Annotated in this window: 16 protein-coding genes; 8 read left to right on the top strand and 8 right to left on the bottom strand. The window is 61.1% G+C overall.

Annotation, left to right across the window (positions count from 1 at the left end):
* The first annotated feature begins 55 nt into the window (after window positions 1-55).
* The 5 genes from CWR53_RS08655 to CWR53_RS08675 all read left to right on the top strand — a co-directional run bounded on the left by CWR53_RS08655 (window position 56) and on the right by CWR53_RS08675 (window position 5,487).
* Window positions 56-2,356 carry a fatty acid cis/trans isomerase gene (locus CWR53_RS08655; RefSeq protein ID WP_100851254.1) on the top strand — a complete coding sequence of 767 codons (2,301 nt, stop codon included), beginning with the start codon at window positions 56-58 and terminating at the stop codon, window positions 2,354-2,356.
* Between the two features lie 108 nt (window positions 2,357-2,464).
* Complete coding sequence (locus CWR53_RS08660) at window positions 2,465-3,499, top strand: acyltransferase (RefSeq protein ID WP_058603847.1); 1,035 nt, start codon at window positions 2,465-2,467, stop codon at window positions 3,497-3,499.
* A gap of 58 nt (window positions 3,500-3,557) precedes the next feature.
* Entirely contained in the window at window positions 3,558-4,142 is a 585-nt protein-coding gene (nfuA, locus tag CWR53_RS08665; RefSeq protein ID WP_023536208.1) for a Fe-S biogenesis protein NfuA, read from the top strand.
* Between the two features lie 250 nt (window positions 4,143-4,392).
* Window positions 4,393-5,001 carry an SCO family protein gene (locus CWR53_RS08670; protein WP_058603848.1) on the top strand — a complete coding sequence of 203 codons (609 nt, stop codon included), beginning with the start codon at window positions 4,393-4,395 and terminating at the stop codon, window positions 4,999-5,001.
* Window positions 5,002-5,487, top strand: a complete 486-nt coding sequence (locus CWR53_RS08675; RefSeq protein ID WP_058603849.1) for a copper chaperone PCu(A)C — start codon at window positions 5,002-5,004, stop codon at window positions 5,485-5,487.
* A gap of 34 nt (window positions 5,488-5,521) precedes the next feature.
* Here CWR53_RS08675 and CWR53_RS08680 read toward each other — a convergent pair whose 3' ends face one another.
* From CWR53_RS08680 to CWR53_RS08715, 8 genes are all read right to left on the bottom strand, one after another.
* Complete coding sequence (locus CWR53_RS08680; RefSeq protein ID WP_027914647.1) at window positions 5,522-5,749, bottom strand: hypothetical protein; 228 nt, start codon at window positions 5,747-5,749, stop codon at window positions 5,522-5,524.
* A gap of 70 nt (window positions 5,750-5,819) precedes the next feature.
* Entirely contained in the window at window positions 5,820-6,653 is an 834-nt protein-coding gene (locus CWR53_RS08685; protein ID WP_058603850.1) for an AraC family transcriptional regulator, read from the bottom strand.
* Window positions 6,650-6,964, bottom strand: a complete 315-nt coding sequence (locus tag CWR53_RS08690) for an AzlD domain-containing protein (protein ID WP_100851255.1) — start codon at window positions 6,962-6,964, stop codon at window positions 6,650-6,652. The genes CWR53_RS08685 and CWR53_RS08690 overlap by 4 nt, the downstream gene beginning before the upstream one ends.
* Complete coding sequence (locus CWR53_RS08695; RefSeq protein WP_100851256.1) at window positions 6,964-7,653, bottom strand: AzlC family ABC transporter permease; 690 nt, start codon at window positions 7,651-7,653, stop codon at window positions 6,964-6,966. The genes CWR53_RS08690 and CWR53_RS08695 overlap by 1 nt, the downstream gene beginning before the upstream one ends.
* Before the next feature lie 121 nt (window positions 7,654-7,774).
* The gene (locus CWR53_RS08700; protein ID WP_375335489.1) at window positions 7,775-8,449 is read right to left on the bottom strand and encodes a sel1 repeat family protein; all 675 of its coding nucleotides are present in this window, start codon (window positions 8,447-8,449) and stop codon (window positions 7,775-7,777) included.
* 170 nt (window positions 8,450-8,619) lie between these two features.
* Complete coding sequence (locus CWR53_RS08705; RefSeq protein WP_100851257.1) at window positions 8,620-9,687, bottom strand: hypothetical protein; 1,068 nt, start codon at window positions 9,685-9,687, stop codon at window positions 8,620-8,622.
* A gap of 36 nt (window positions 9,688-9,723) precedes the next feature.
* Window positions 9,724-10,353: a LysE family translocator gene (locus CWR53_RS08710; protein ID WP_100851258.1), complete on the bottom strand. Its 630-nt coding sequence runs from the start codon at window positions 10,351-10,353 to the stop codon at window positions 9,724-9,726.
* 1 nt (window position 10,354) lies between these two features.
* Window positions 10,355-11,143, bottom strand: a complete 789-nt coding sequence (locus CWR53_RS08715; RefSeq protein WP_100851259.1) for a YqcI/YcgG family protein — start codon at window positions 11,141-11,143, stop codon at window positions 10,355-10,357.
* 159 nt (window positions 11,144-11,302) lie between these two features.
* On the opposite strand from CWR53_RS08715, the gene CWR53_RS08720 reads away from it, so the two are divergent.
* The 3 genes from CWR53_RS08720 to CWR53_RS08730 all read left to right on the top strand — a co-directional run bounded on the left by CWR53_RS08720 (window position 11,303) and on the right by CWR53_RS08730 (window position 19,303).
* Entirely contained in the window at window positions 11,303-12,223 is a 921-nt protein-coding gene (locus CWR53_RS08720) for a LysR substrate-binding domain-containing protein (protein WP_058603856.1), read from the top strand.
* Between the two features lie 157 nt (window positions 12,224-12,380).
* The gene (locus tag CWR53_RS08725; protein ID WP_100851260.1) at window positions 12,381-14,741 is read left to right on the top strand and encodes a DNA polymerase II; all 2,361 of its coding nucleotides are present in this window, start codon (window positions 12,381-12,383) and stop codon (window positions 14,739-14,741) included.
* Between the two features lie 83 nt (window positions 14,742-14,824).
* Entirely contained in the window at window positions 14,825-19,303 is a 4,479-nt protein-coding gene (locus tag CWR53_RS08730; protein WP_100851261.1) for an NEL-type E3 ubiquitin ligase domain-containing protein, read from the top strand.
* Window positions 19,304-19,428 lie beyond the last annotated feature (125 nt).

Consider the following 19,428-nt stretch of genomic DNA (forward strand, 5'->3'; position numbering starts at 1 on the left):
ACAAACACTGCCCATGCTTATTGCGTTGGCTGCACATAATCAGGACATCTCGCACATGGTGCATCGTATGCTTGCCGGCTTTGTCGCTCTCTTACTCAGTAGCGCGGCGTTCGGGCAAGGTCTTCAAGCAAGTCCAGCCATCTCCTACACCCGTGATGTCCAGCCGATCTTCACCGAAAAATGCGTCGCCTGCCACGCCTGCAACGACGCTGCCTGCCAGCTGAAGCTGGAGGCAGCCGAAGGCGCCGTGCGCGGCGCCAGCAAGGCGCCCGTTTATCAGGGCGAGCGCAGCAAGGCCGTGGCGCCCACCCGGTTGTTCTATGACGCTCATGGCGAGGCCGAGTGGCGCAAGAAGGGCTTCTATTCGGTGCTCGAAAACCAGGGCAGCCAAGCCGCTTTGATGGCGCGCATGCTCGAACTGGGGCACAAGACGCCGCTCACCCCGAATGCCAAGGTACCGGATGAGATTGCACTAGGCCTGAACCGCAACAATATGTGCCCGTTGCCCCACGAGTTCGACGCCTACGCCGGTGCGCATCCCAAAGAAGGCATGCCGCTGGCCGTCACCGGCCTGACGGACCAGGAATACGCGACACTGCGTGGCTGGCTGGCGGCGGGTGCGCCAGTCGAGTACCAGGCGATCAAGCCCAGTGCCAGCGAAGCCCGTCAGATCGCCGAATGGGAAGCGCTGCTCAATCGTCCAGGAGCTTCAGAAGCCTTGGTGGGGCGTTGGTTGTACGAGCATCTGTTCCTCGCCCACATCCACTTTACCGGGGGTGAGCAGGGGCACTTTTTCCAATGGGTGCGCTCGCGCACGCCCAGCGGGCAGTCTGCCGATATCATCGCCACGCGCAGGCCCAATGATCCGCCCGGAACAGAGTTCTTCTATCGCCTGATTCCCATCCAGGGCGTGATCGTGCACAAGACACACATCACCTACCCCCTGGGTCCGCAAAAACTCAAGCGGGTCAAACAGCTCTTCTACGCCGGCGATTGGCAGGTGACCACGCTGCCAGGCTACGGCCCTCGTCACCGCGCCAACCCTTTTGAAACCTTCGAGGCGATCCCGGCGGTGGCCCGCTACCAATTCATGCTCGACAACGCCGAGTACTTCGTACGCACCTTCATACGCGGGCCGGTGTGCCGTGGGCAGATTGCCACGGACGTGATCCGCGACAACTTCTGGGCGCTGTTCCAGGAGCCTGCCTTCGACCGCTACGTCACCGATGCCCGTTACCGTGGCAAGGCCACGCCCTTGCTCGCCATGCCGGGTCAGAACGACGATGTGGGCAGTGTGCTCGCACTGTGGCGCGCCTATCGCGACAAGCGCAACGAGTACGAGAAACTGCGTCGTGAGGCCTATGCCGACATGCCGGCCCCGGGCTGGTCGACCTTGTGGACAGGCAACGACAACGCGTTGCTGAGCATCTTCCGTCACTTCGACAGCGCTACAGTGACCAAGGGCCTGGTGGGGGATGTGCCCCTGACGATGTGGTTGTTCGACTACCCCTTGCTCGAGCGCACCTACTACCAGCTGGCGGTCAACTTCGACGTCTTCGGCAACCTGTCGCACCAGTTGCAGACGCGCCTGTACTTCGACCTGATCCGCAACGGCGCCGAGGTCAACTTCCTGCGCCTGATGCCGGCCGAGGCGCGCCAAAGCATCCTGAGCGACTGGTATCAGGACAGCGGCAAGATAAAGATGTGGCTCGACTACGAAAACATCGACGCCGATACCCCGAGCGGCCTTGCCCTTAGCTCACACGACCCCAAACGCGACTTCGGGTTGCAGCTGATCGCGCGGGCCGCCAGCATCAATGCTTCACCCGACCCGATCAACCGCTGCCAGGGGGCGTACTGTTCGCGGCCGCAGTTAACTGAAGAGTTCCGCAATGCAGAGCAGTCCCTCAGCCGGCTGGTCTCGCGTCCGGCCGCAGGGTTGAAAGTGATCAATCAATTGCCCGAGGCGACGCTGCTGCGCATCGAAGGGCAGGGTGGGCAGCGGCAGGTCTATACTTTGATGCGCAACCGGGCGCACAGCAACGTGGCATTCCTGTTGGGCGAGGCTTATCGTTACCAGCCGGGCCTCGATACCCTGACCTTGCAGCCCGGGGTCATGACCAGCTACCCCAACTTCATGTTCAACGTGCCAGCCGCCGAAGTACCGGTTTTCGTCGACCTGATGAGTCAGGCCAAGGATGATACCGCTCGCTTCGAGCGCATCGTCGAGCGATGGGGTATACGCCGAACCCACCCGCAATTCTGGCGTTATTTCCATGACCTGAGTGCGTTCATACTGGAAACCGACCCGGTGGAGGCCGGCGTGCTGGACATGAACCGCTACGAAAACCTCTGATCGGGGCGCGCTGACCTTTCGCGCCCTCCTGCGGTCCCAAGCCATGAGTGGCACCGGCAGCTGCGTTGCAGCCGGTGCCTGAATGCACCGGCAAACGCAGGGTACTTCATGCTGTATTCGCTTCAGGCACTTCGTGCTTTCGCCGCCTGGGTGGTCGTATGCCACCACTTCATGCAGGTTTTTTTCGACTTTCACGCGTCCGGGCCTGTCGGCCAATTGTTCACTGATCGGGGTGCGGTCGGCGTGGATATCTTCTTCGTCATCAGCGGGTTGGTCATCTATCTTTCGACCTGCGACAAGCAGGTTGTCCCGCATCAGTTTCTGCTAAACCGAGTGCTGCGTATCGTGCCGGCCTACTGGTTCTACTCGGCCTTGATGGCCTTGATGCTGCTGGCCTTCAGTCAATGGATACCGCATCAGGTGTTCACCTGGCAGCACCTATTGCGTTCACTCTTTTTCATACCGGCAGAGAACCCAGGCGGCTACGGTATGTACCCCACCCTGAACGTCGGCTGGACCTTGAACTTCGAGATGATGTTCTACCTGCTGTTCGGGATGGCGTTTCTCGTTGGCCGGCGCCTGCACTTGCTGGTGGTGGCCGGGCTGTTGGTAGTGGTGAGCGAGGTCCTGGGGCGCCTGGGCGTGGTCAGTCATTTCTACAACAATGACATCGTCTATGAATTCCTGCTCGGCATCGGTATCGGGGTGCTGCATCGCCGTGGTCTGATCCGTCAGGGTGTCTGGGTCCCGCTGGGGCTTCTGGCAGTGGCCGCGCTGGCCATTTATCAGCTAGACGCCTCTCAACGGCTGCTGCATTGGGGCCTGCCCAGCGCAATGGTCGTCCTGGCCTTCATCGCCATGGAGCCGCTGTTCACTGGCAATCGCGTACTCAAGGCGCTGGGCGACTGCTCGTATTCGGTGTACCTGATCCATGTGCTGGTCCTGCACCTGGGCTGGTTTGCCAGCCAGCAACTGGGGTTGGACCCGTACCTGACATTCGCCGTCTGCGTGCCTTGCATCGCACTGCTGTCGTGGCTCAGTTACCAGTGGATCGAGCGCGGCCTGTACCGTCACATGCAGGCCTGGATGCAAGCACCGAGCGTGCAGGCGCAGCCGTATGTGCTTTCCCGAGTCAAATACTAGGACTTTGTTAGAGGGCTGCGTTGGCGTACACTGGCGCACAAGTCTGTGAGGAACCTACATGAGCGCTATAACCATTACCGACGCCGCCCATGACTACCTGGCTGATCTGCTGTCCAAGCAGAACACGCCGGGTATCGGCATTCGTATCTTCATCACCCAGCCGGGTACCCAGTACGCCGAGACGTGCATCGCCTATTGCAAGCCGGGGGAAGAGAAGCCTGATGACACGGCTGTGGGCCTCAAAAGCTTCACTGCCTACCTCGACGCTGTCAGCGTGCCGTTCCTGGAAGATGCGCTGGTGGACTATGCCACCGACCGCATGGGTGGCCAGTTGACCATCAAGGCGCCTAACGCCAAGGTGCCGATGGTCAATGAAGACAGCCCGATCAACGAACGCATCAACTACTATCTGCAGACCGAAATCAACCCTGGCCTGGCCAGCCATGGCGGTCAGGTGAGCCTGGTGGATGTCGTCGACGAGGGCATCGCTGTCCTGCAATTTGGCGGCGGCTGCCAAGGTTGCGGTCAGGCGGACGTCACCCTCAAGGAAGGCATCGAGCGGACACTCCTCGAGCGCATTCCTGAGCTCAAGGGTGTGCGTGACGTGACTGACCATAGCCAGAAAGAAAACGCCTACTACTAGGGCGTCAGGGGTTGCACCGAGCTGGAATCTGGCTGGGCGCTGGCCCTGTAAGGCAACGTGCCGCACTGCACTAGCAACAAACTGTTACGTTTGCAAGCCCTGCGACAATCGGCCGCTGCCCGTAATCAGCGGCCTGCAGGGGTTAATCGCTGCCAGTGGGTAGAAGGTACTTAGGGGGCATGCCAGAATGCGCCGGTTTTCTGCCCGGCCCGCCCCGAGGGTCGGCACCTTCCCTGTAAAGGATGGTTTCATGAATGATCTTCTGAGTCGGCGTGCAGTCGTCGCCGGCATGGGCGTTCTTGGGCTTGGCCTGCTGGCAGGTTGCAGTCCGGCGCGTGGGCTCGAGTTCAAGTATGGCAAGAACATGAGCAACGAAATCCTTGGGCGCAAGTTCTCGCTGCGCGATCCCCAAGGCAACGTCCGTACCCTCTCAAGCTTCTACGGCAGCATGCCGATGGTCTTCTTCGGCTTCACCCAGTGCCCGGCCATCTGCCCGACCACCCTGGCACGAGCCGCCCAGATCCGCAAACTGCTGCGCGGTCGAGACCGTGATCTGTTCCAGGTGGTATTCATTACCCTCGATCCAGAACGCGATACGCCGCAAGTGCTCGATGCCTACGTCAAGGCGTTCGACCCGACCTTCGTCGCGCTCACCGGTACGCCTGAAGAAATCGACGCCGTGGCCAGGGAGTTCAAGGTGTTCTACGAAAAGGTCCCGGCCGGTGACACCTATACCATTTCACATTCGTCCACCAGCTACGTTTACGACACCCGTGGCACCCTGCGGCTGAGCCTCGGGCATTCCCTCACAGCCAAGGAATGTGCCGAAGACCTGGTTACCCTGATGGAGATCTGCTGAATGTCATTGCAATCCGTTAAGCGCGGCCTGGCTGCGTTGATCCTGCTGGGCCTCACTGGGCCGGTAATGGCCCAGACCACGGTCAGCGAGGCGTGGGTGCGCGCCAGCGTGCCTCACCAGCAGTCGACCGGTGCCTTCATGACCATTACCGCCAGTAGCGATAGCAAGCTGGTCGGTGTCGCCTCGCCTGTGGCCAAGACTGTACAAGTGCATGAAATGACCATGAACGGGGACGTCATGGGCATGCGTGAGGTCAAGGCTGTCGCGCTGCCGGCCGGTAAGCCTGTCACCCTGGACCCCAATGGCCTGCACGTGATGCTGATGGGCTTGAACGATCAGGTGAAGGAAGGCCAGCAGGTTCCGCTGACGCTGACGGTAGAAACCGCCGATGGCACCGCCGAGACAGTGGCCGTGCAAGCTCAGGTACGCGCGCTCACTGCCCAGGCGCAAGGTGAGCATGAACATACGCACATGAGCCACCCGTAACACCTGGCGGGGCTGCCTTGCGGCCCCAGCTGGGTCAACTGCGAAACTTCGGCAGTGGCCTGTCCAGCGTCAATGACGTCAGCGCACGCCGCACACGTGCTTCGTCTGCTTCCAAGGCTTTCAGGCTTGCCCTTATTTTGCCGGCCGCCGGCAGGTCGCCCTGGCGATCGATCCAGTCGGCAATCTCCTTGCAAGCAGTGCTAAGGCACGCTTGCCGCTGGTTCATCAGTGACAGAAGGGTGGTGATCTCTCGTTCGGACATGACGGCTCCTCCTTTCAGCCTTTTGAGTGTAGCAGCGCCATGGCCAGACGCCTGCGCCGCATTGACGCGCTCACGCGGCGAAGCAGGCCAGCCGGTAGGCCCCCGGGGTGATGCCATAGGCTTGCTTGAACTGTCTGTTCAGATGGCTCTGGTCGGCAAAGCCCAGGCTGAACGCCACTGTCGCAGGCGGCTGCCCCTCCTTGAGCAGCTCCCTGGCCCTTACAAGACGTCGCTGCTTCAGCCAGGCGTGAGGGGGCATGCCCGTTGCCTGGCGAAACACCCGTGCGAAGTGAAACGGTGACAGGTTGACGGCAGCCGCCAGTAACTCCAGCGACGGCGGGTCAGCCAAGTGGGTTTCGAGCAACTCTCGTGCGCGTGCAACAGCGCGAGGCTCGCGACCAGGGGCAGACAGATCGGCCAGGCGTCCGTGGCGTTGAACCAGCGCCAACACCGCCTGGCGCCATACGGTTTGCTGTTGCAGTGCGCTGGCGCTGCTTTCGGACAGCTGATGCAGTTGGCTGAAGGCGCTGGCAAGGCCAGCATCATGGATCACGCTATCGCGAAAGCGCGGCATCCCCCCATGGCCCAGTTCCAATTCATCCAGCACACCGGTAACGCGCTCATGTTCAGGGTAGAACCCGCGATAACGCCACCCGGCCTCGTGGGCCTTGGCACCGGTATGCAGTTCGTCCGGATTGATCAGGACCATGCTGCCAACCGGTGCAAGATGCTCGCTGCCCCGGTGCCAGAAACGCTGGGCACCGGATTCGATCACCGTGAACACATAGCCTTCATGCACGTGTGGTGCAAACCGTTGTTGCACATACCGGGCGTGCAGCATTTCCACATCGCCCAGCGCCGGTGCCTGCCATAGATGCGTTTGCTCACGGGTAGTGGTGTTCATGAAAGGACGCTTCGCAGGACGAAGAAAATCAACATGCTCAACAGCATGCTCAGCATCACGCTACGGGTCAACCACACCAGTGCGGCAGCCACCACCGCCCCCAGCAGGTACGGGTTGAGCGGTTGCAGGTTAAGCGTATGCCTTGGCAAGAAGATGATAGGGCCGCAGATGGCCGTGAGCATACCTGGCACCGCAAAGCCCAGGAATTGACGCGCATGGGCGCTCAGGCGCAACGGTAGGCGCGGTTCGAGAAAAGCATAGCGATTGAGGAACACCACTATGCCCATACCAATGATAAGCATCCAGGTCATCACACGGTCCTCCGAAGTTTCTGGCATGCGAAGCCGGTGCTCATCCCAAGCAGGCCGGCGCTGACCAAGGCCGTTTCCCAGTGCCAATGGCTGAACAGTACTGAAGCGGCCAGTGAAACGGCGACGCACGCGAGCGTAGGCAGATTACGTACCAGGGGCGTGATCAGGGCGACGAAAGTGGCGACGATGGAGAAGTCCAGGCCTAGCTGATCAAGGTGTGGAATGCTTTGCCCCAGCACGATTCCGACCCACGTGAACAGATTCCATGCAACGTAGAATGTGAAGCCTATGCCCAACGCATACCAGCGATTGAAATGCTGGTGGTCGTGCCGACTGGTCAGGGCAAAGAATTCATCGGTCAGGAGAAATCCGAAACCCAGGCGCCAGTGCAGTGGCAAAGGGGAGAGCGCTGGGCGCATCGACAGCCCGTAGAGCAGGTGCTGTGAGGTGATTAATAAGGTTGTCAGCAGTATAGAGGCCAGGCTGGCACCGCTTTTGAGCATCCCGATGGCCACCAGCTGCGCGGCACCGGCAAAAACGATCGCCGAGAGCCCTTGGCCTTCCCAGGCGCTGAGGTTGGCTTCGATGGCCATGGAGCCGGCAAGCAGGCCCCAGGGCGCGACAGCAAGCGACAATGGCATGATGGCGATGGCGCCCTGCAGAAAGGCGTGACGTGCGACAGACGGCATAGGAATTGGACATGTGGACAAGGTAGACCAGCATGCCAAGCCATCATAGACGCTGGCTTGAACGTTCTTGCTCTGTTGTCACCCATTTGGTGCGCCGCGCTGAGCCCCCGGCGGCCTGGGGTCAAGGCCGGCTGGTCAAATGCTGCTGCGCCGTTACACAGCCATTGGTCTCTACCGCTTTTTGCAGCAATGAGTGGCGATGTTGCGGGTCCAGATCACCCAGCAGGCGGTAGACCTCGGCCTGATAATCGCGCTGCCGCCCCCATAGCATCTCAAGGCCCTGGGGCTGGCTGCGGCTGCAGGCCATGCGGGTGGCAGGCTGGGGATAGTAGGGCGCATAGAGGGTCGCCATGCTCGGTACGGCCTCCAGTGCGGCGCGGTACTGTGCGCTGGCGTTGTAAGGTGGGCACCAGGTGGCAATGGCCGGCGCGGCCGGCGCAAACCCCTGGTCGAGGCTTGCCTGGAGCAGAGGGCAGGCAGCGTCGGGTATCTGCGCGGCGGGCAGGTAAGTCATGTAGTAAAGCGCCAGACGGTACTGCGCCACTGGGTGGCCGAGTGCGACCGATTTCTTGAGCAGTGTCACCGCAGTCGGCAACGTGTGGGCCATGGCCTGCCCCTGGCGACGCAGCTCCGGGTCGCTACCCAGGGCTGTTCGCAAGACGCTTTCATCCTCTTGGGTATCGGCCTGTTCCAGAAGGGGCAGTGCCTGGCGGTAGAGCAGATCTGCATGGGGGTCGATGGACACTTCCAGTGCGTGCACCGCCGTAGGCAGCAGGGCGGCCAGCATCAGCGCCATCTGCGGCAAGCGACTCACAGGCTCGCCTCGCCAGTTGCCAGGCAAGGATGGACGGCTTCTCTATTCATGACAGTCAAGCGTACGCCTCAGGCAATCGGAACGACGGGCTATTCTAGCCATGCAACAGGGCCGTCCGAAAGACCACCCGACGATTGTCAATCAGCAAAGCACTATAGAGTGCTCGCGGGCAGTGGTTTTTCCCGGGCAAGGCCGAGCTTGGCCGTGATCACGTTGGCCAGCGCGGTCTGCCCCAGGTCGTTGAGGTGCAAGCGATCGATGAACAGGTCCGAACCGAAGGCTGGCGAGCTGTCGAGCATGCAGTTCATGTCGAAGCAGGGCACCGGTGCGGCTTGTTCGCGAATGCGGCGAAAGAATGCCGCATGCACCTTGCGATCAAAAACGCCTTCGAGCAAGCGGTCGATGTTCCCTGGCGTTTGCTGAAGTGCGCTGAGCATGAACTGCTCACCCGCTGGCAGGGTCTCGCGACACCAGTGCACCAGGGGTTGAAGGATGAAGGTGAGGGTAGTGTGAGCGCTGCCTAGCAGTCGATCCCATTGCTTCACTGAGCGAGCAATATGGTCGGCTGCCTGGGTCGTGCGTTTTTCTGCTGGGGAAAGTGCCTCGAAGGGCTGACGAGGCCGAGGCGCGGCGGCCGGAGGCGCCAGCACCTGGCTCAGCCGCTGCCAGAGGCTCAGGGCAGGCTGTGATGCTGCCTGGGCTTCCTCTGAACCGGCCAGCGACGTTTGCCAGTCATTGATCTGCTGAGGCTCATGTGAGCAGGCGCTGATGTCCCAAAGCGCTTCGTGTGCCAGGCTGTTGAGTCCGCTGAGTATGACCACATGTCCCAGCGGTGCCAGGCGGTGCTCATGCGTGAGGAACATCAAAAGTTCCTGGCTCGCATCCAGCCCGCAGCCGGCCAGGCTCAGCCAGAGTTCTCCGGTTAGCGCCGACAGCTGCGAGGCCACGGTGTATTCATCGGAACTGGCGCCGATGCCCATCGCCACCGAGCCTCCGACCAGCAGATTGATCCGCGCGGTGTTGTCGCGTTCAGCCACCGAAAACCGCCGGCCGTTGAAATGGCTGTAGCGAAGGCCCAAGGCGTCGGTATTGACGACGGCCGAGCTGAACCCGGTTTCGTGCACCCGAACGCGTTGGGTGGCGCACTGGGTGGCCTGGGCAAGCAGCTGTTGGTACTCAAGCTGCAAAGGCGCAAGCCCTTGGCGACTGGGAGTGGACATCGGGTCTCCTGGCAAGACAGCGCGTCAGGCAAGGGGCTAGGCGGTAAGCTCCTTGAGGTTGTACAAAAGCCCGCCGATGGCGATCAACAGCAATGCCACGCCAGACGCGATGCTGATGAATCGTTGGCTGCGCGCTGACGCGATCTTGCCGATGGCAAAGATGTAAAGACTCAGCACGGCGAAGTCGATCACGATCCAGAGCAGTGAAAGCACGACCATGCTTTTGCCGAACGACTCGGTGATCTGGATGAACTGCGGGAAGAAGGCGATGAAGAAAATGATGTCCTTGGGGTTGGAGATCCCCACCATGAAGCCTTGCCACAGCCCCCCGCGGCTCGCGGGTCTGGCGCTTTCGGACCGTTGGTCTGGCTGCGGGCTTCCGAGCGCCTCCCTGAGCGTGCCGACGGCGATATAGCCGATGAACAGGCAACCCAACAGGCTCATGGCACTAAGCCACGCCCTGTCGATGGCCGCGCTGGTGAGGATGATCCACGCCGCTGCGCCGATCAGTACCAGCGAGGCCCAGTTGGTGCCCAAGGCCGTGAAAATGGCCTTGCGTGAGCCAGAAGCGGCTGCGGTATTGACGATCAATGCCACGACCGGACCCGGAGTGGCGATCAGCAGCAGGACGGTAAGGGCGTAGGTGGCAGTCAGGGCGGTATTCACGTCAGTTCTCGATCATGTTGTCGGGGGTGGCAGGCACTGCGGTCCGGGCATGGAAAGGGCAGCGTGCCGGGTTCAACGAACCGGTTTCCTGTAATTGATATTGCGTCCACTCAAAGTTATCCGCTTCACCGAAGAAGCCGAGGCTGTCAGGTATTACCCCGTCGTTGTAGTGGCCGACCCGCTGGCGAATGCGCTCGCGGATGCGCTGGCCGCTCGTGGTGGCGACATTGGCCACTTCGTCGAAGTTCTCGCGCGGGTTGATGACGAATGTGATGTGTTTGCCCAGGTTGCGGCTTTTCATCTGCAGGTGGCCCGGGAAATTCATGTTGATGAACAGCGCCATGCCGGCAAAGCAGAACGACCAGCCGCTGTGTGCGGGGTCGGCCGGCACTGTCTGGGGCCAGGGATTCGGATCCCGTGCGTGAACGCCTTGCAGCACCTTCCAGGCAAGTGCCTGCTGTTGCGCGAGCGGCATGTCGGTCACTGTTTCTAGAAACACCACCAACGGGTGGCCGATGCGAAGCTTAGGCGCAATCGGATCCATCAACCCGACATAGCTGGCCAGCCCTTGAGCGATGTCATCAGCCAGTTGTTCAGCGCTGGCGAAAAGGACGTAGCAAGTTTGCGCATTGACCGCCTTGCGCCCGAACAGGCAGGGGAAATCCGGATTGGCAACGGTATGGCGAAAGTGTTGCAGTGCAGCGGTTGTCCAGTGTGGTTCGATGCACGCATGTTCGAGGGTCTGCTCAAACGCATCCAGGCGATAGCATTGTCCATATCCCGTAAACATGGTTTCCCCAAACTTTTAATTGATGAACGATCTACGCAGTTTCAGGCAGGATCTAGGTTATGTATGTTTTTTTAATGCATTTTCTAGAACTAACAGCAGGTTGTAAAACGCGTGAAACTATGACCTACTATTAGTCTTGCTAATAGTCAGGAGGCGTCTATGTCGGAAAGGATTCAGGCCTTGCATGCACTGCGTGCGTTCGAGGTCGCGTCCCGCTATGGTTCGTTCACCAAGGCGGCGGAAGAGCTGGCACTGACCCAAGGCGCAGTCAGCCACCATATCAAGACCCTCGAGGGCATGTTCGGCTGCGATTTGTTCGAACGGCGAGGGCCCAAGTTGAGCCTGACCGAGCACGGACGCCTGCTCTCTCAAGAGCTCAAGGTCGGTTTCAAGATCATCGAAAACGCTTGCGCGCTGCTGCGCCAGGATCGCTACGGCCTGCGTTTGAAGGCGCCTTCGACGCTCACCGTGCGCTGGTTGCTAAGGGCACTGGACGGTTTCAAGAAACACGAAGACACCTGCACTGTGCAGCTCTCGAGCGTGTGGATGGACATCGACAGCGTCGATTTCTACTCTGAGCCCTACGATTGCGCCATCTTGCTGGCCAACGGCCGTTTCGCGGCCGATGTGGAGAGCTTCAGGCTGTTCGACGAGTGGCTCATTCCGGTCTGCCACCCCGACTACATGGGACAGGCGCAACCTGCGCTGTCGGACCTGAACCGTTGTGAACTGCTGCATCCCTCGCCTGATCGGCGCGACTGGCGGCGCTGGTTGGCGCGCATGGATGCCCTCGATGTCAGCATCGACCAGGGCCAGGTGTTCGACACGCTCGATCAAGGTATCTCTGCCGCTCAGCAGGGCCTGGGCATCTCCGTGGTCGATCTGGTATTGGCCAGTGCCGACCTGGCAGCCGGGCGCCTGGTCACGCCGTTCAAGCAGGCCGTGGCGACTGGGGATGGCTACTACATGACCTGGCTGAAAAACAGCCCCAAGGCCCGTCAGATGCAAAAATTGCGAGATTTTCTCCTCGGTCAGGTGCCACCCTTGGTGCTCAAGGACATCAACTACCTGTACAGCTGAGCCCGCTGTACCGCACACGGCAAGCGCAGCCACTTCACCGACGGTGGGCGCCGTGGGTTTGGATGCCGAAGCATCTTGTCGTCTCACAGGCAAGGCCCGGTGCGCCGGGGGCCACCCGTTACACTTGTCATCATCAACGAATGCAGAGGGCGCGGCAGTGGATTTGCAGCAGGGCTTCGTCCTGACCCGGCACTGGTACGACACGCAGGCAGGCACGTGCGTGGAGCTGTGGTTGGCCACCGATCAGGGCCCTCGGCAAGTGAGACTGGCGCCCCAGGTCAACGTGGCGTTCGTCCCTCAGGCGCAACAAGCGCACGCGCAGCTGCTGCTGGCCGACGAGCCGGATGCAGAGCTGCGCCCGCTTGGGTTGAAGACGTTCGATCAACGCCCAGTGGTGGGCCTGTACTGTCGTCAATACCGGCAATTGCTTCAGGTAGAACAACGGCTGCGCGCCGCGGGTATCGACGTCTACGAGGCCGATGTCAGGCCACCGGAGCGCTACCTCATGGAGCGCTTCATTACAGCCCCTGTGCAGTTCGCTGGACGCCTGGACGAGCAGGGTGTGCTCTGCGATGCCCAGCTCAAGCCGCACGGCAGCTACCGGCCATCGCTGCGCCTGGTGTCGCTGGACATCGAAACCACCGAGCGGGGGGAGTTGTACAGCATTGCACTGGAAGGCTGCGGGCAGCGCCAGGTGTACATGCTCGGGCCAGCCAACGGCGACGCCCGCGAAGTTGACTTCGACCTGCACTACTGCGCCGATCGCAGTGCGTTGCTGCACTGCCTGAACCACTGGATAGCGCGCCACGACCCGGACGCGATCATCGGCTGGAATGTGGTGCAGTTCGATCTGCGCCTGCTGCATGAGCACGGCAAGAAGCTGCAAGTGGCCATGGGCCTGGGCAGGGGCGGGGCGCCCATGACCCTGCGCGCGTCAGGTAGCGGTGGCCATGTCTTCATCGATGTGCCCGGCAGGTTGGTGATCGACGGCGTCGAAGCGCTGCGCTCGGCAACGTGGAGTTTCCCATCGTTCAGCCTTGAGAATGTCGCGCAAACCCTCTTGGGTGACGGCAAGGCCATCAGCACTCCCTACCAGCGCATGGATGAAATCAATCGCATGTTCGCCGAGGACAAGCCTGCGCTGGCCCGCTACAACCTCAAGGACTGTGAACTGGTCACACGCATCTTTGCCCACACCCGGTTGCTGGATTTTCTGCTTGAGCGTGCTTCGGTCACGGGCCTGGCGGCAGACCGCAGCGGTGGCTCGGTGGCCGCCTTCTGCCACTTGTACATGCCGCACATGCACCGCCAGGGCTACGTCGCGCCCAACCTGGGCAGCCGCCCCGAGGAAGCCAGCCCCGGCGGGTTCGTCATGGATTCCCGACCTGGGCTATACGATTCGGTGCTGGTGCTGGACTACAAGAGCCTGTACCCCTCGATCATCCGCACATTTCTGATTGACCCTGTCGGCCTCGCCGAAGGGCTGCAACAGCCAGATGACGCGCGTTCGGTCGAGGGTTTCAGAGGGGCGCGTTTCTCCCGCACACGTCACTGTCTACCGGCGATCGTCGAACGTGTGTGGCGCGCCAGGGAACAAGCCAAGCAGGATTGCAATGCGCCATTGTCACAGGCGCTGAAAATCATCATGAATGCCTTCTACGGTGTATTAGGCTCAAGCGGCTGCCGATTTTTCGACGCGCGTCTGGCCTCCTCGATCACGTTGCGCGGGCACCAGATCATGCGCCAGACCCGCGCCCTGGTCGAAGCCTGCGGGTATGACGTGATCTACGGCGATACGGACTCGACGTTCGTCTGGCTCAAGACCGGCCACGATGAAGCGGCGGCTGCGCAGATTGGCAATGCACTGGTGAGCGAGGTAAATCGGTGGTGGCGCGAGCACCTGCGCCAGACGCTTGGCCTGGAGAGCGCGCTTGAGCTGCAGTTCGAAACCCATTACCGACGTTTTCTCATGCCCACCATACGCGGCACCGAGGAGGGCAGCAAAAAGCGCTATGCCGGCCTCGTTCAGCGTGCCGATGGCACCGAAGACATGGTCTACAAAGGGCTGGAATCGGTACGCACCGATTGGTCGCCGCTGGCCAGAACCTTCCAGCAGCAGCTCTACCGGCGAATTTTTCGCGGTGAGCCTTACCGCGAATACGTACGGGAGTACGTCAGTCAGATGCTTGGCGGGAAGCACGACGCTTCGCTTGTGTACCGCAAACGCCTGCGCCGCCCGTTGGCTGAGTATCAGCGCAACGTGCCACCGCACGTACGGGCCGCACGGCTTGCCGATGACTACAACCGGCAACTGGGTCGCTCGCTCCAGTACCAGCGGGGGGGCTGGATCAGCTACCTCATGACCACCGCCGGGCCCCAGCCGCTGGAGAACCGTCGTGCCCCCATCGACTATGACCATTATCTTTCGCGCCAGCTGCAGCCGGTCGCCGATGCGATTCTTCCCTTTGTGGGTGACAGCTTTTCTGCGTTGATCGATGACCAGATGCTGCTGTTTTGACCCTGAGGTAGTACCCCGTCGCCACGGGTTTGTTCTTAGGTCTCGCTAACCTCCCGTGCACAATCATTTCACGGGAGTAACTGATGGATACCGCACTCACTGATCTTCAGCTGGCAGAGCAGGCCGGCCAGGACGGCCTGATCGCTGCTCGCTTGCCGGGCTGGCTCAAAAAGCTCGACAAGGCATTCGTCACCCAGGCAGGCCAAGCCCTCAACAGCAGCCTGACCTGCCGCCACCGTCTGGCGGCGCGGTGGGGATCGATCAAAGGCATCGACGCATTCGCCAAGCCCCTGCTGGAGAAGACCTTGAGCGCTCGCTTCGGTATCACCCAGGGCGTGGACCAGTTGTGGTTTCGCGATGCTTACGAGGTGCCGCTGGCCACGTACTTCCCTGTACGGGTGCCCTTGACCAAGCGCGAGTACTACCTGATACCGCTGCTCGAAGCCGTATTGCGAAATTTTACCGCTCAAGAGATGCAGCCACAGATCTTGCCGCCCATGGCCGGCGTATATGACGCGGCAGGTAACGCGGTGCCGGGACTTAGTGCCGCTCGGTTTGCCCAATGGGTCCGGGAATTGGATCTAGGGGCGCTCTATCAACAGCACTTGGCCGCCCATCTGACGTCGGCCTCCATGCAAGCGCTACTGGGCGAGCTGAACCGGCACGAAATGTTGCTCGATGCATTCAAGGCTGACGCCCAGGGCGTATTTGCCCCTGGCGAACTCAAACTGCTGGTCGACTTGTGGCAAAGCGGCAGGCTTGGACACCTGCACGGCGATCGGGTGATTCCCAAGCGTCTGCAGATACTGGACTGTCCATTGCAGCAGATTCTGGTGCTGGATGTGCGGGACGAATCGTTAGCACCTTTCTACACCTCGAGCAAGCGTGTGCTGGTGTATATCCCGGGTGACCCGTTTGGAGCCTGGAGCACTGCCGATAATCTGGAGCGCTTTGAGCGCGCCGTGCTGAACAAACGCTTGCGCCAGCCTGCCTATCAGCAATTTTTTGCGCGCTTCATCCGACGTCGTGATAGTCAACGGTTCTTCAGCCAGGTCGCAACGGCGTTCTATGAAGGCATGCCGGTCTGGGCCACGGCTGACTTGTACCCGGTAGCTAGCGCCTTGTCGGAGCCTGTGTTCGAAACGCTCGCCAGCGCTCGCGCTCAACACGTAATGGACGATGCCGCGACGCTGGCGCCTCCGGTCAATGCCTTGGATCGGGCGCTCGAGCGTGCCCATGAGCAACGCCTGGCAGCCGAAGGCTGGACGCTGCTGGGAATGGCCAGCTTCTGGCTACCTGGACTGGGGCTGGTACTGCTTGCCGTGACTGCCTGGGAATTGCTGAAGGAGGTGTTCCATGGGGTGGACGCCTGGCATGAAGGCGAGACGGAGCAGGCCATGAATCATATGACCCATGTGGCCGCTGAAGTCACGCTGATTGGCGCTACCGCAGGGGCGGGTTATGGCTTGGCCAAGGCGTGGAAACGCTCGACCTGGGTTGATGGCCTGGTCCAGTCCGATGTGCAAGATGACGGCGCGCGCCTGTGGTCTGAGGACTTGTCGCCGTTTCGAAGCGCCCCGCCACCTGCTCAAGCGTTGACAGATCACGAGGGAGTCAGCCGCCAAGGCACTGATGCATGGATCCGCATGGACGGCCACACTTACCCGGTGCAGCAACGGGCGACCGACGATCAGTGGCAACTGTTGCCGCGCGACGGTATGGGTCCTCTTTTACAGCACAACGGTGCAGGTGCGTGGCGGTTGTGGAGTGAATCCCCCCTCGATTGGTCGACAACCCATTACCTGTTCAGGCGATTGGGCGGGCCGATGGCCGAACTCGATGACACGCGCATCGAGCAGGTCATGGCCATTCACGCGCTCGACGACGACCAGCTACGCGGTTTGCATATTCGCGGCGCCGACCCCTTGCCAGCGCTGATCGACACCAGCAGCCGTGCGCATCTTGCTCAGCGTGTCGACAACCTGCTGGCGCAGTTGCGCACTGGCGTTGTAACCGAGGATCAGAGCCTGCTGGCGCAGGTTGTCCAGCTGACCGGTGGCGAAGGGCTGTCCAATGTGGATCTAGCGGCGCAGCTCGATGGACAACGGTACGAAGTCATGCAGCACCTGTTGGATCAGCAAACGCCCCCTTCGAGCCAGGAAATCCAAGCCTTACAGTGCGTATTTCCACGCTTGTACCCCGCTGCGGCACAGACGCTGCTGGCCAGTGCGAGCAGCGTCGACCTGCAACGTCTGCGTCAGACTGGCCGCGTACCCTTGCAACTGGCCGAAGCTGCCCGTCAGCGCAGCTCGTACATTCGGGTGCAACGCGCCCTCGAAAGCCTGTATTTGCGGACGTCCCAGGATACGGATTTGGCCAAGCTGGTCCTGGGGTTGCTCGCTTATCGAGCTGGCGGCATCGGTGATGTGCGTTGGCGGCTGTTAAGTGCGCAGTCCGACGGCGTACAACTGGCCAGTGCTGGAGAAGGGGATACCGAGCTACAGCTACTCCATGAAAACCAAGGCTTCAGCGTGAGAAACGCCTTCGCGCAGGAGATCTGTCCTCCTAGCGACCTCTTTGACGCTTTGGTGAGTGCCTATGATCAGACACAACTGACGTGCATGGGGCTGCATGCACCATTCGCCCAAAGCTTGCGCCAAGAAGTCGCTGCGCTTGCCCAGGTTCACCGGGCAGCCTTGCCTGAACTCCTGGGCATCAGGACTCGCCGCCGCTGGCAATTGCCCACCCGCTTGGCCGACGGTCGCGTGGGGTACCTGCTCAGTGGACGTGGAGGGCGCAGGCCGAACCCTTATCTGCGAAGGCTGAGGTTTCTGTATCCCACTTATACCGATGCTCAGCTTGACGCGTGGCTGAATGATGCGCGATCGGCAGCAGGAGGGATCGAAGCGCGGTTGCAGCGCCTGGAGGATCAGTACCGGCTCCTCAGCGTGCAGTTGCGCACCTGGGCCAGGCAAGGACCCAGCCACGCCGAACGACAACGCCGCCGATCGCTAGGGCAAGCCCTGCGCAGCTGCTGGCAACACGTCCTAGATGAGGGCATGCACGGCGACAGTCTCATTGAAGCGTATCGTTGGGACATGATCGGCATTCACACCGAAAGCCTACCGCAGCTGCCTCCCCAGGTAGGGTTCGATCATGTGTATTCGCTGTCGCTGCGCGACGCCAGCATCCGCGATCTGCCTGAAAGTTTCTTGGGGGCATTCACCAGTGTCCGGTCGCTCGAGCTTCCCGGTAACCAGCTCTCGCGTGTTCCTCAGGCGCTCTTGCAGCTGGAACACCTGTGGACGTTGGACATGGCGCACAATCAGATCGTGCTAGATGCGGGGCAAGCAACCATTCTGGCCAGCTGCAGCAACTTGCGTTATCTGGAGCTCTCACGCAACCCATTGGGCAGGCCCTTTTCGGTTGGCGGGCTCACACATTTGCATGAGTTGCGCCTAGCAGGTACCGGTCTGCGCAGCTTGCCTTACCAACTGCTCGAGAGCACATCGCTGCGGGTGGTTGATTTGCGCGACAACCTGCTCACGGCGTTGCCCGAGGACTTCTATGAATCGCGCCTGTGGGTGGAGGGCGAGGTCCACCTGGGCGGCAATCCGCTGTCGGCTGCTGAGCGCGAACGGCTGGCGCAAGCGTTGCTCACAGCCGCTACCCGCGCACGTGACCGAGCGATGGCACTGGTGCGGTTGCGCTGGATGGATGCGATCGGCCTGGCCCAGCGCACCGAACTGGGCGCCTGCTGGGAGCACCTGCAGGCCATGGACGACGCCGGCGAGTTCTTCGGTCTGCTCGAACGCCTCATGGAAACAGCCGACTTTCAACACCGCACCGGCGCGCGCTATCTCGCCGGCCGAGTACTGACCCTGTTAAGAGCCATGCGTGATTCGAGCGACCTGAGGGTGGCGATGTTCAGCGACGCCGAGCAACTGACCTGTCAGGACAGCGTGGCCTTGCGTTTCAGCGATCTGGAAGTGCGCCTGCGGGTCTGGCAGGCCGAAGCCCAAGCGCAGCTTGGTGAGCAAGAGCAGGCTCTGTTGCAGCTGGGGCGGCAGCTATGGCGTTTGGATGAGGTCGAGCGTGTGGCCATGGATGATGTGCGCTGGCGCCAGGCCGATGGTGCCGATCCTGACGAGATCGAGGTGGTGCTGGCTTACCGCTTGGCGCTACGCGAGCGCCTTGACCTGCCCATTTTCACCAGCGGCATGTCATTCAGGGCGGTAGCCGGGGTTACCGAAGCGCATATGGAACGGGCAGCCAGGCGCGTGCTGCAGGCAGAAACCAGCGAGCAATTGGCCAACTCTCTGTTGGATCGGGAGTTCTGGTGCAGGCACGTACGCAACGTGCATGCGCAGCGTTTTGAGGAGATGAACGCCCCTTTTCATGCACGGCTGGAGGCTGTGCAAGAAACTACAGATCTGAGCGAACAGCAGGTGTTGCAGCAGACAGAAGAAATAGCACAGCAACGCCAGGCAGGCGAACGGGCTCTTCTGCTGGCCATCACGCGTCAGGCGCTGGACAGCGCGGCCGAGCCCATCTCACCCTGAGGTGAAGCAGGCCGTCGTACCAGCGCAGGATAAGCGTGTTGAGCTATGCTCATAGGCATGCATGGGCTATCTAGGGCGCCACCTGGCAGGGTGGACACCTCCAGTTACTTTTGAGTTGCGCCCTG

Origin of the sequence: Pseudomonas sp. SGAir0191, assembly GCF_002812565.2 — a bacterium.
Lineage (GTDB): Bacteria > Pseudomonadota > Gammaproteobacteria > Pseudomonadales > Pseudomonadaceae > Aquipseudomonas > Aquipseudomonas parafulva_B.

What these genes read in the sequence shown, in the direction of transcription:
- CWR53_RS08655 (WP_100851254.1), top strand. Translation starts at nt 56, where the DNA reads ATGGTGCATCGTATGCTTGCCGGCTTTGTCGCTCTCTTACTCAGTAGC.
- CWR53_RS08660 (WP_058603847.1), top strand. Translation starts at nt 2,465, where the DNA reads ATGCTGTATTCGCTTCAGGCACTTCGTGCTTTCGCCGCCTGGGTGGTC.
- nfuA (WP_023536208.1), top strand. Translation starts at nt 3,558, where the DNA reads ATGAGCGCTATAACCATTACCGACGCCGCCCATGACTACCTGGCTGAT.
- CWR53_RS08670 (WP_058603848.1), top strand. Translation starts at nt 4,393, where the DNA reads ATGAATGATCTTCTGAGTCGGCGTGCAGTCGTCGCCGGCATGGGCGTT.
- CWR53_RS08675 (WP_058603849.1), top strand. Translation starts at nt 5,002, where the DNA reads ATGTCATTGCAATCCGTTAAGCGCGGCCTGGCTGCGTTGATCCTGCTG.
- CWR53_RS08680 (WP_027914647.1), bottom strand. Translation starts at nt 5,749, where the DNA reads ATGTCCGAACGAGAGATCACCACCCTTCTGTCACTGATGAACCAGCGG.
- CWR53_RS08685 (WP_058603850.1), bottom strand. Translation starts at nt 6,653, where the DNA reads ATGAACACCACTACCCGTGAGCAAACGCATCTATGGCAGGCACCGGCG.
- CWR53_RS08690 (WP_100851255.1), bottom strand. Translation starts at nt 6,964, where the DNA reads ATGACCTGGATGCTTATCATTGGTATGGGCATAGTGGTGTTCCTCAAT.
- CWR53_RS08695 (WP_100851256.1), bottom strand. Translation starts at nt 7,653, where the DNA reads ATGCCGTCTGTCGCACGTCACGCCTTTCTGCAGGGCGCCATCGCCATC.
- CWR53_RS08700 (WP_375335489.1), bottom strand. Translation starts at nt 8,449, where the DNA reads ATGGCGCTGATGCTGGCCGCCCTGCTGCCTACGGCGGTGCACGCACTG.
- CWR53_RS08705 (WP_100851257.1), bottom strand. Translation starts at nt 9,687, where the DNA reads ATGTCCACTCCCAGTCGCCAAGGGCTTGCGCCTTTGCAGCTTGAGTAC.
- CWR53_RS08715 (WP_100851259.1), bottom strand. Translation starts at nt 11,143, where the DNA reads ATGTTTACGGGATATGGACAATGCTATCGCCTGGATGCGTTTGAGCAG.
- CWR53_RS08720 (WP_058603856.1), top strand. Translation starts at nt 11,303, where the DNA reads ATGTCGGAAAGGATTCAGGCCTTGCATGCACTGCGTGCGTTCGAGGTC.
- CWR53_RS08730 (WP_100851261.1), top strand. Translation starts at nt 14,825, where the DNA reads ATGGATACCGCACTCACTGATCTTCAGCTGGCAGAGCAGGCCGGCCAG.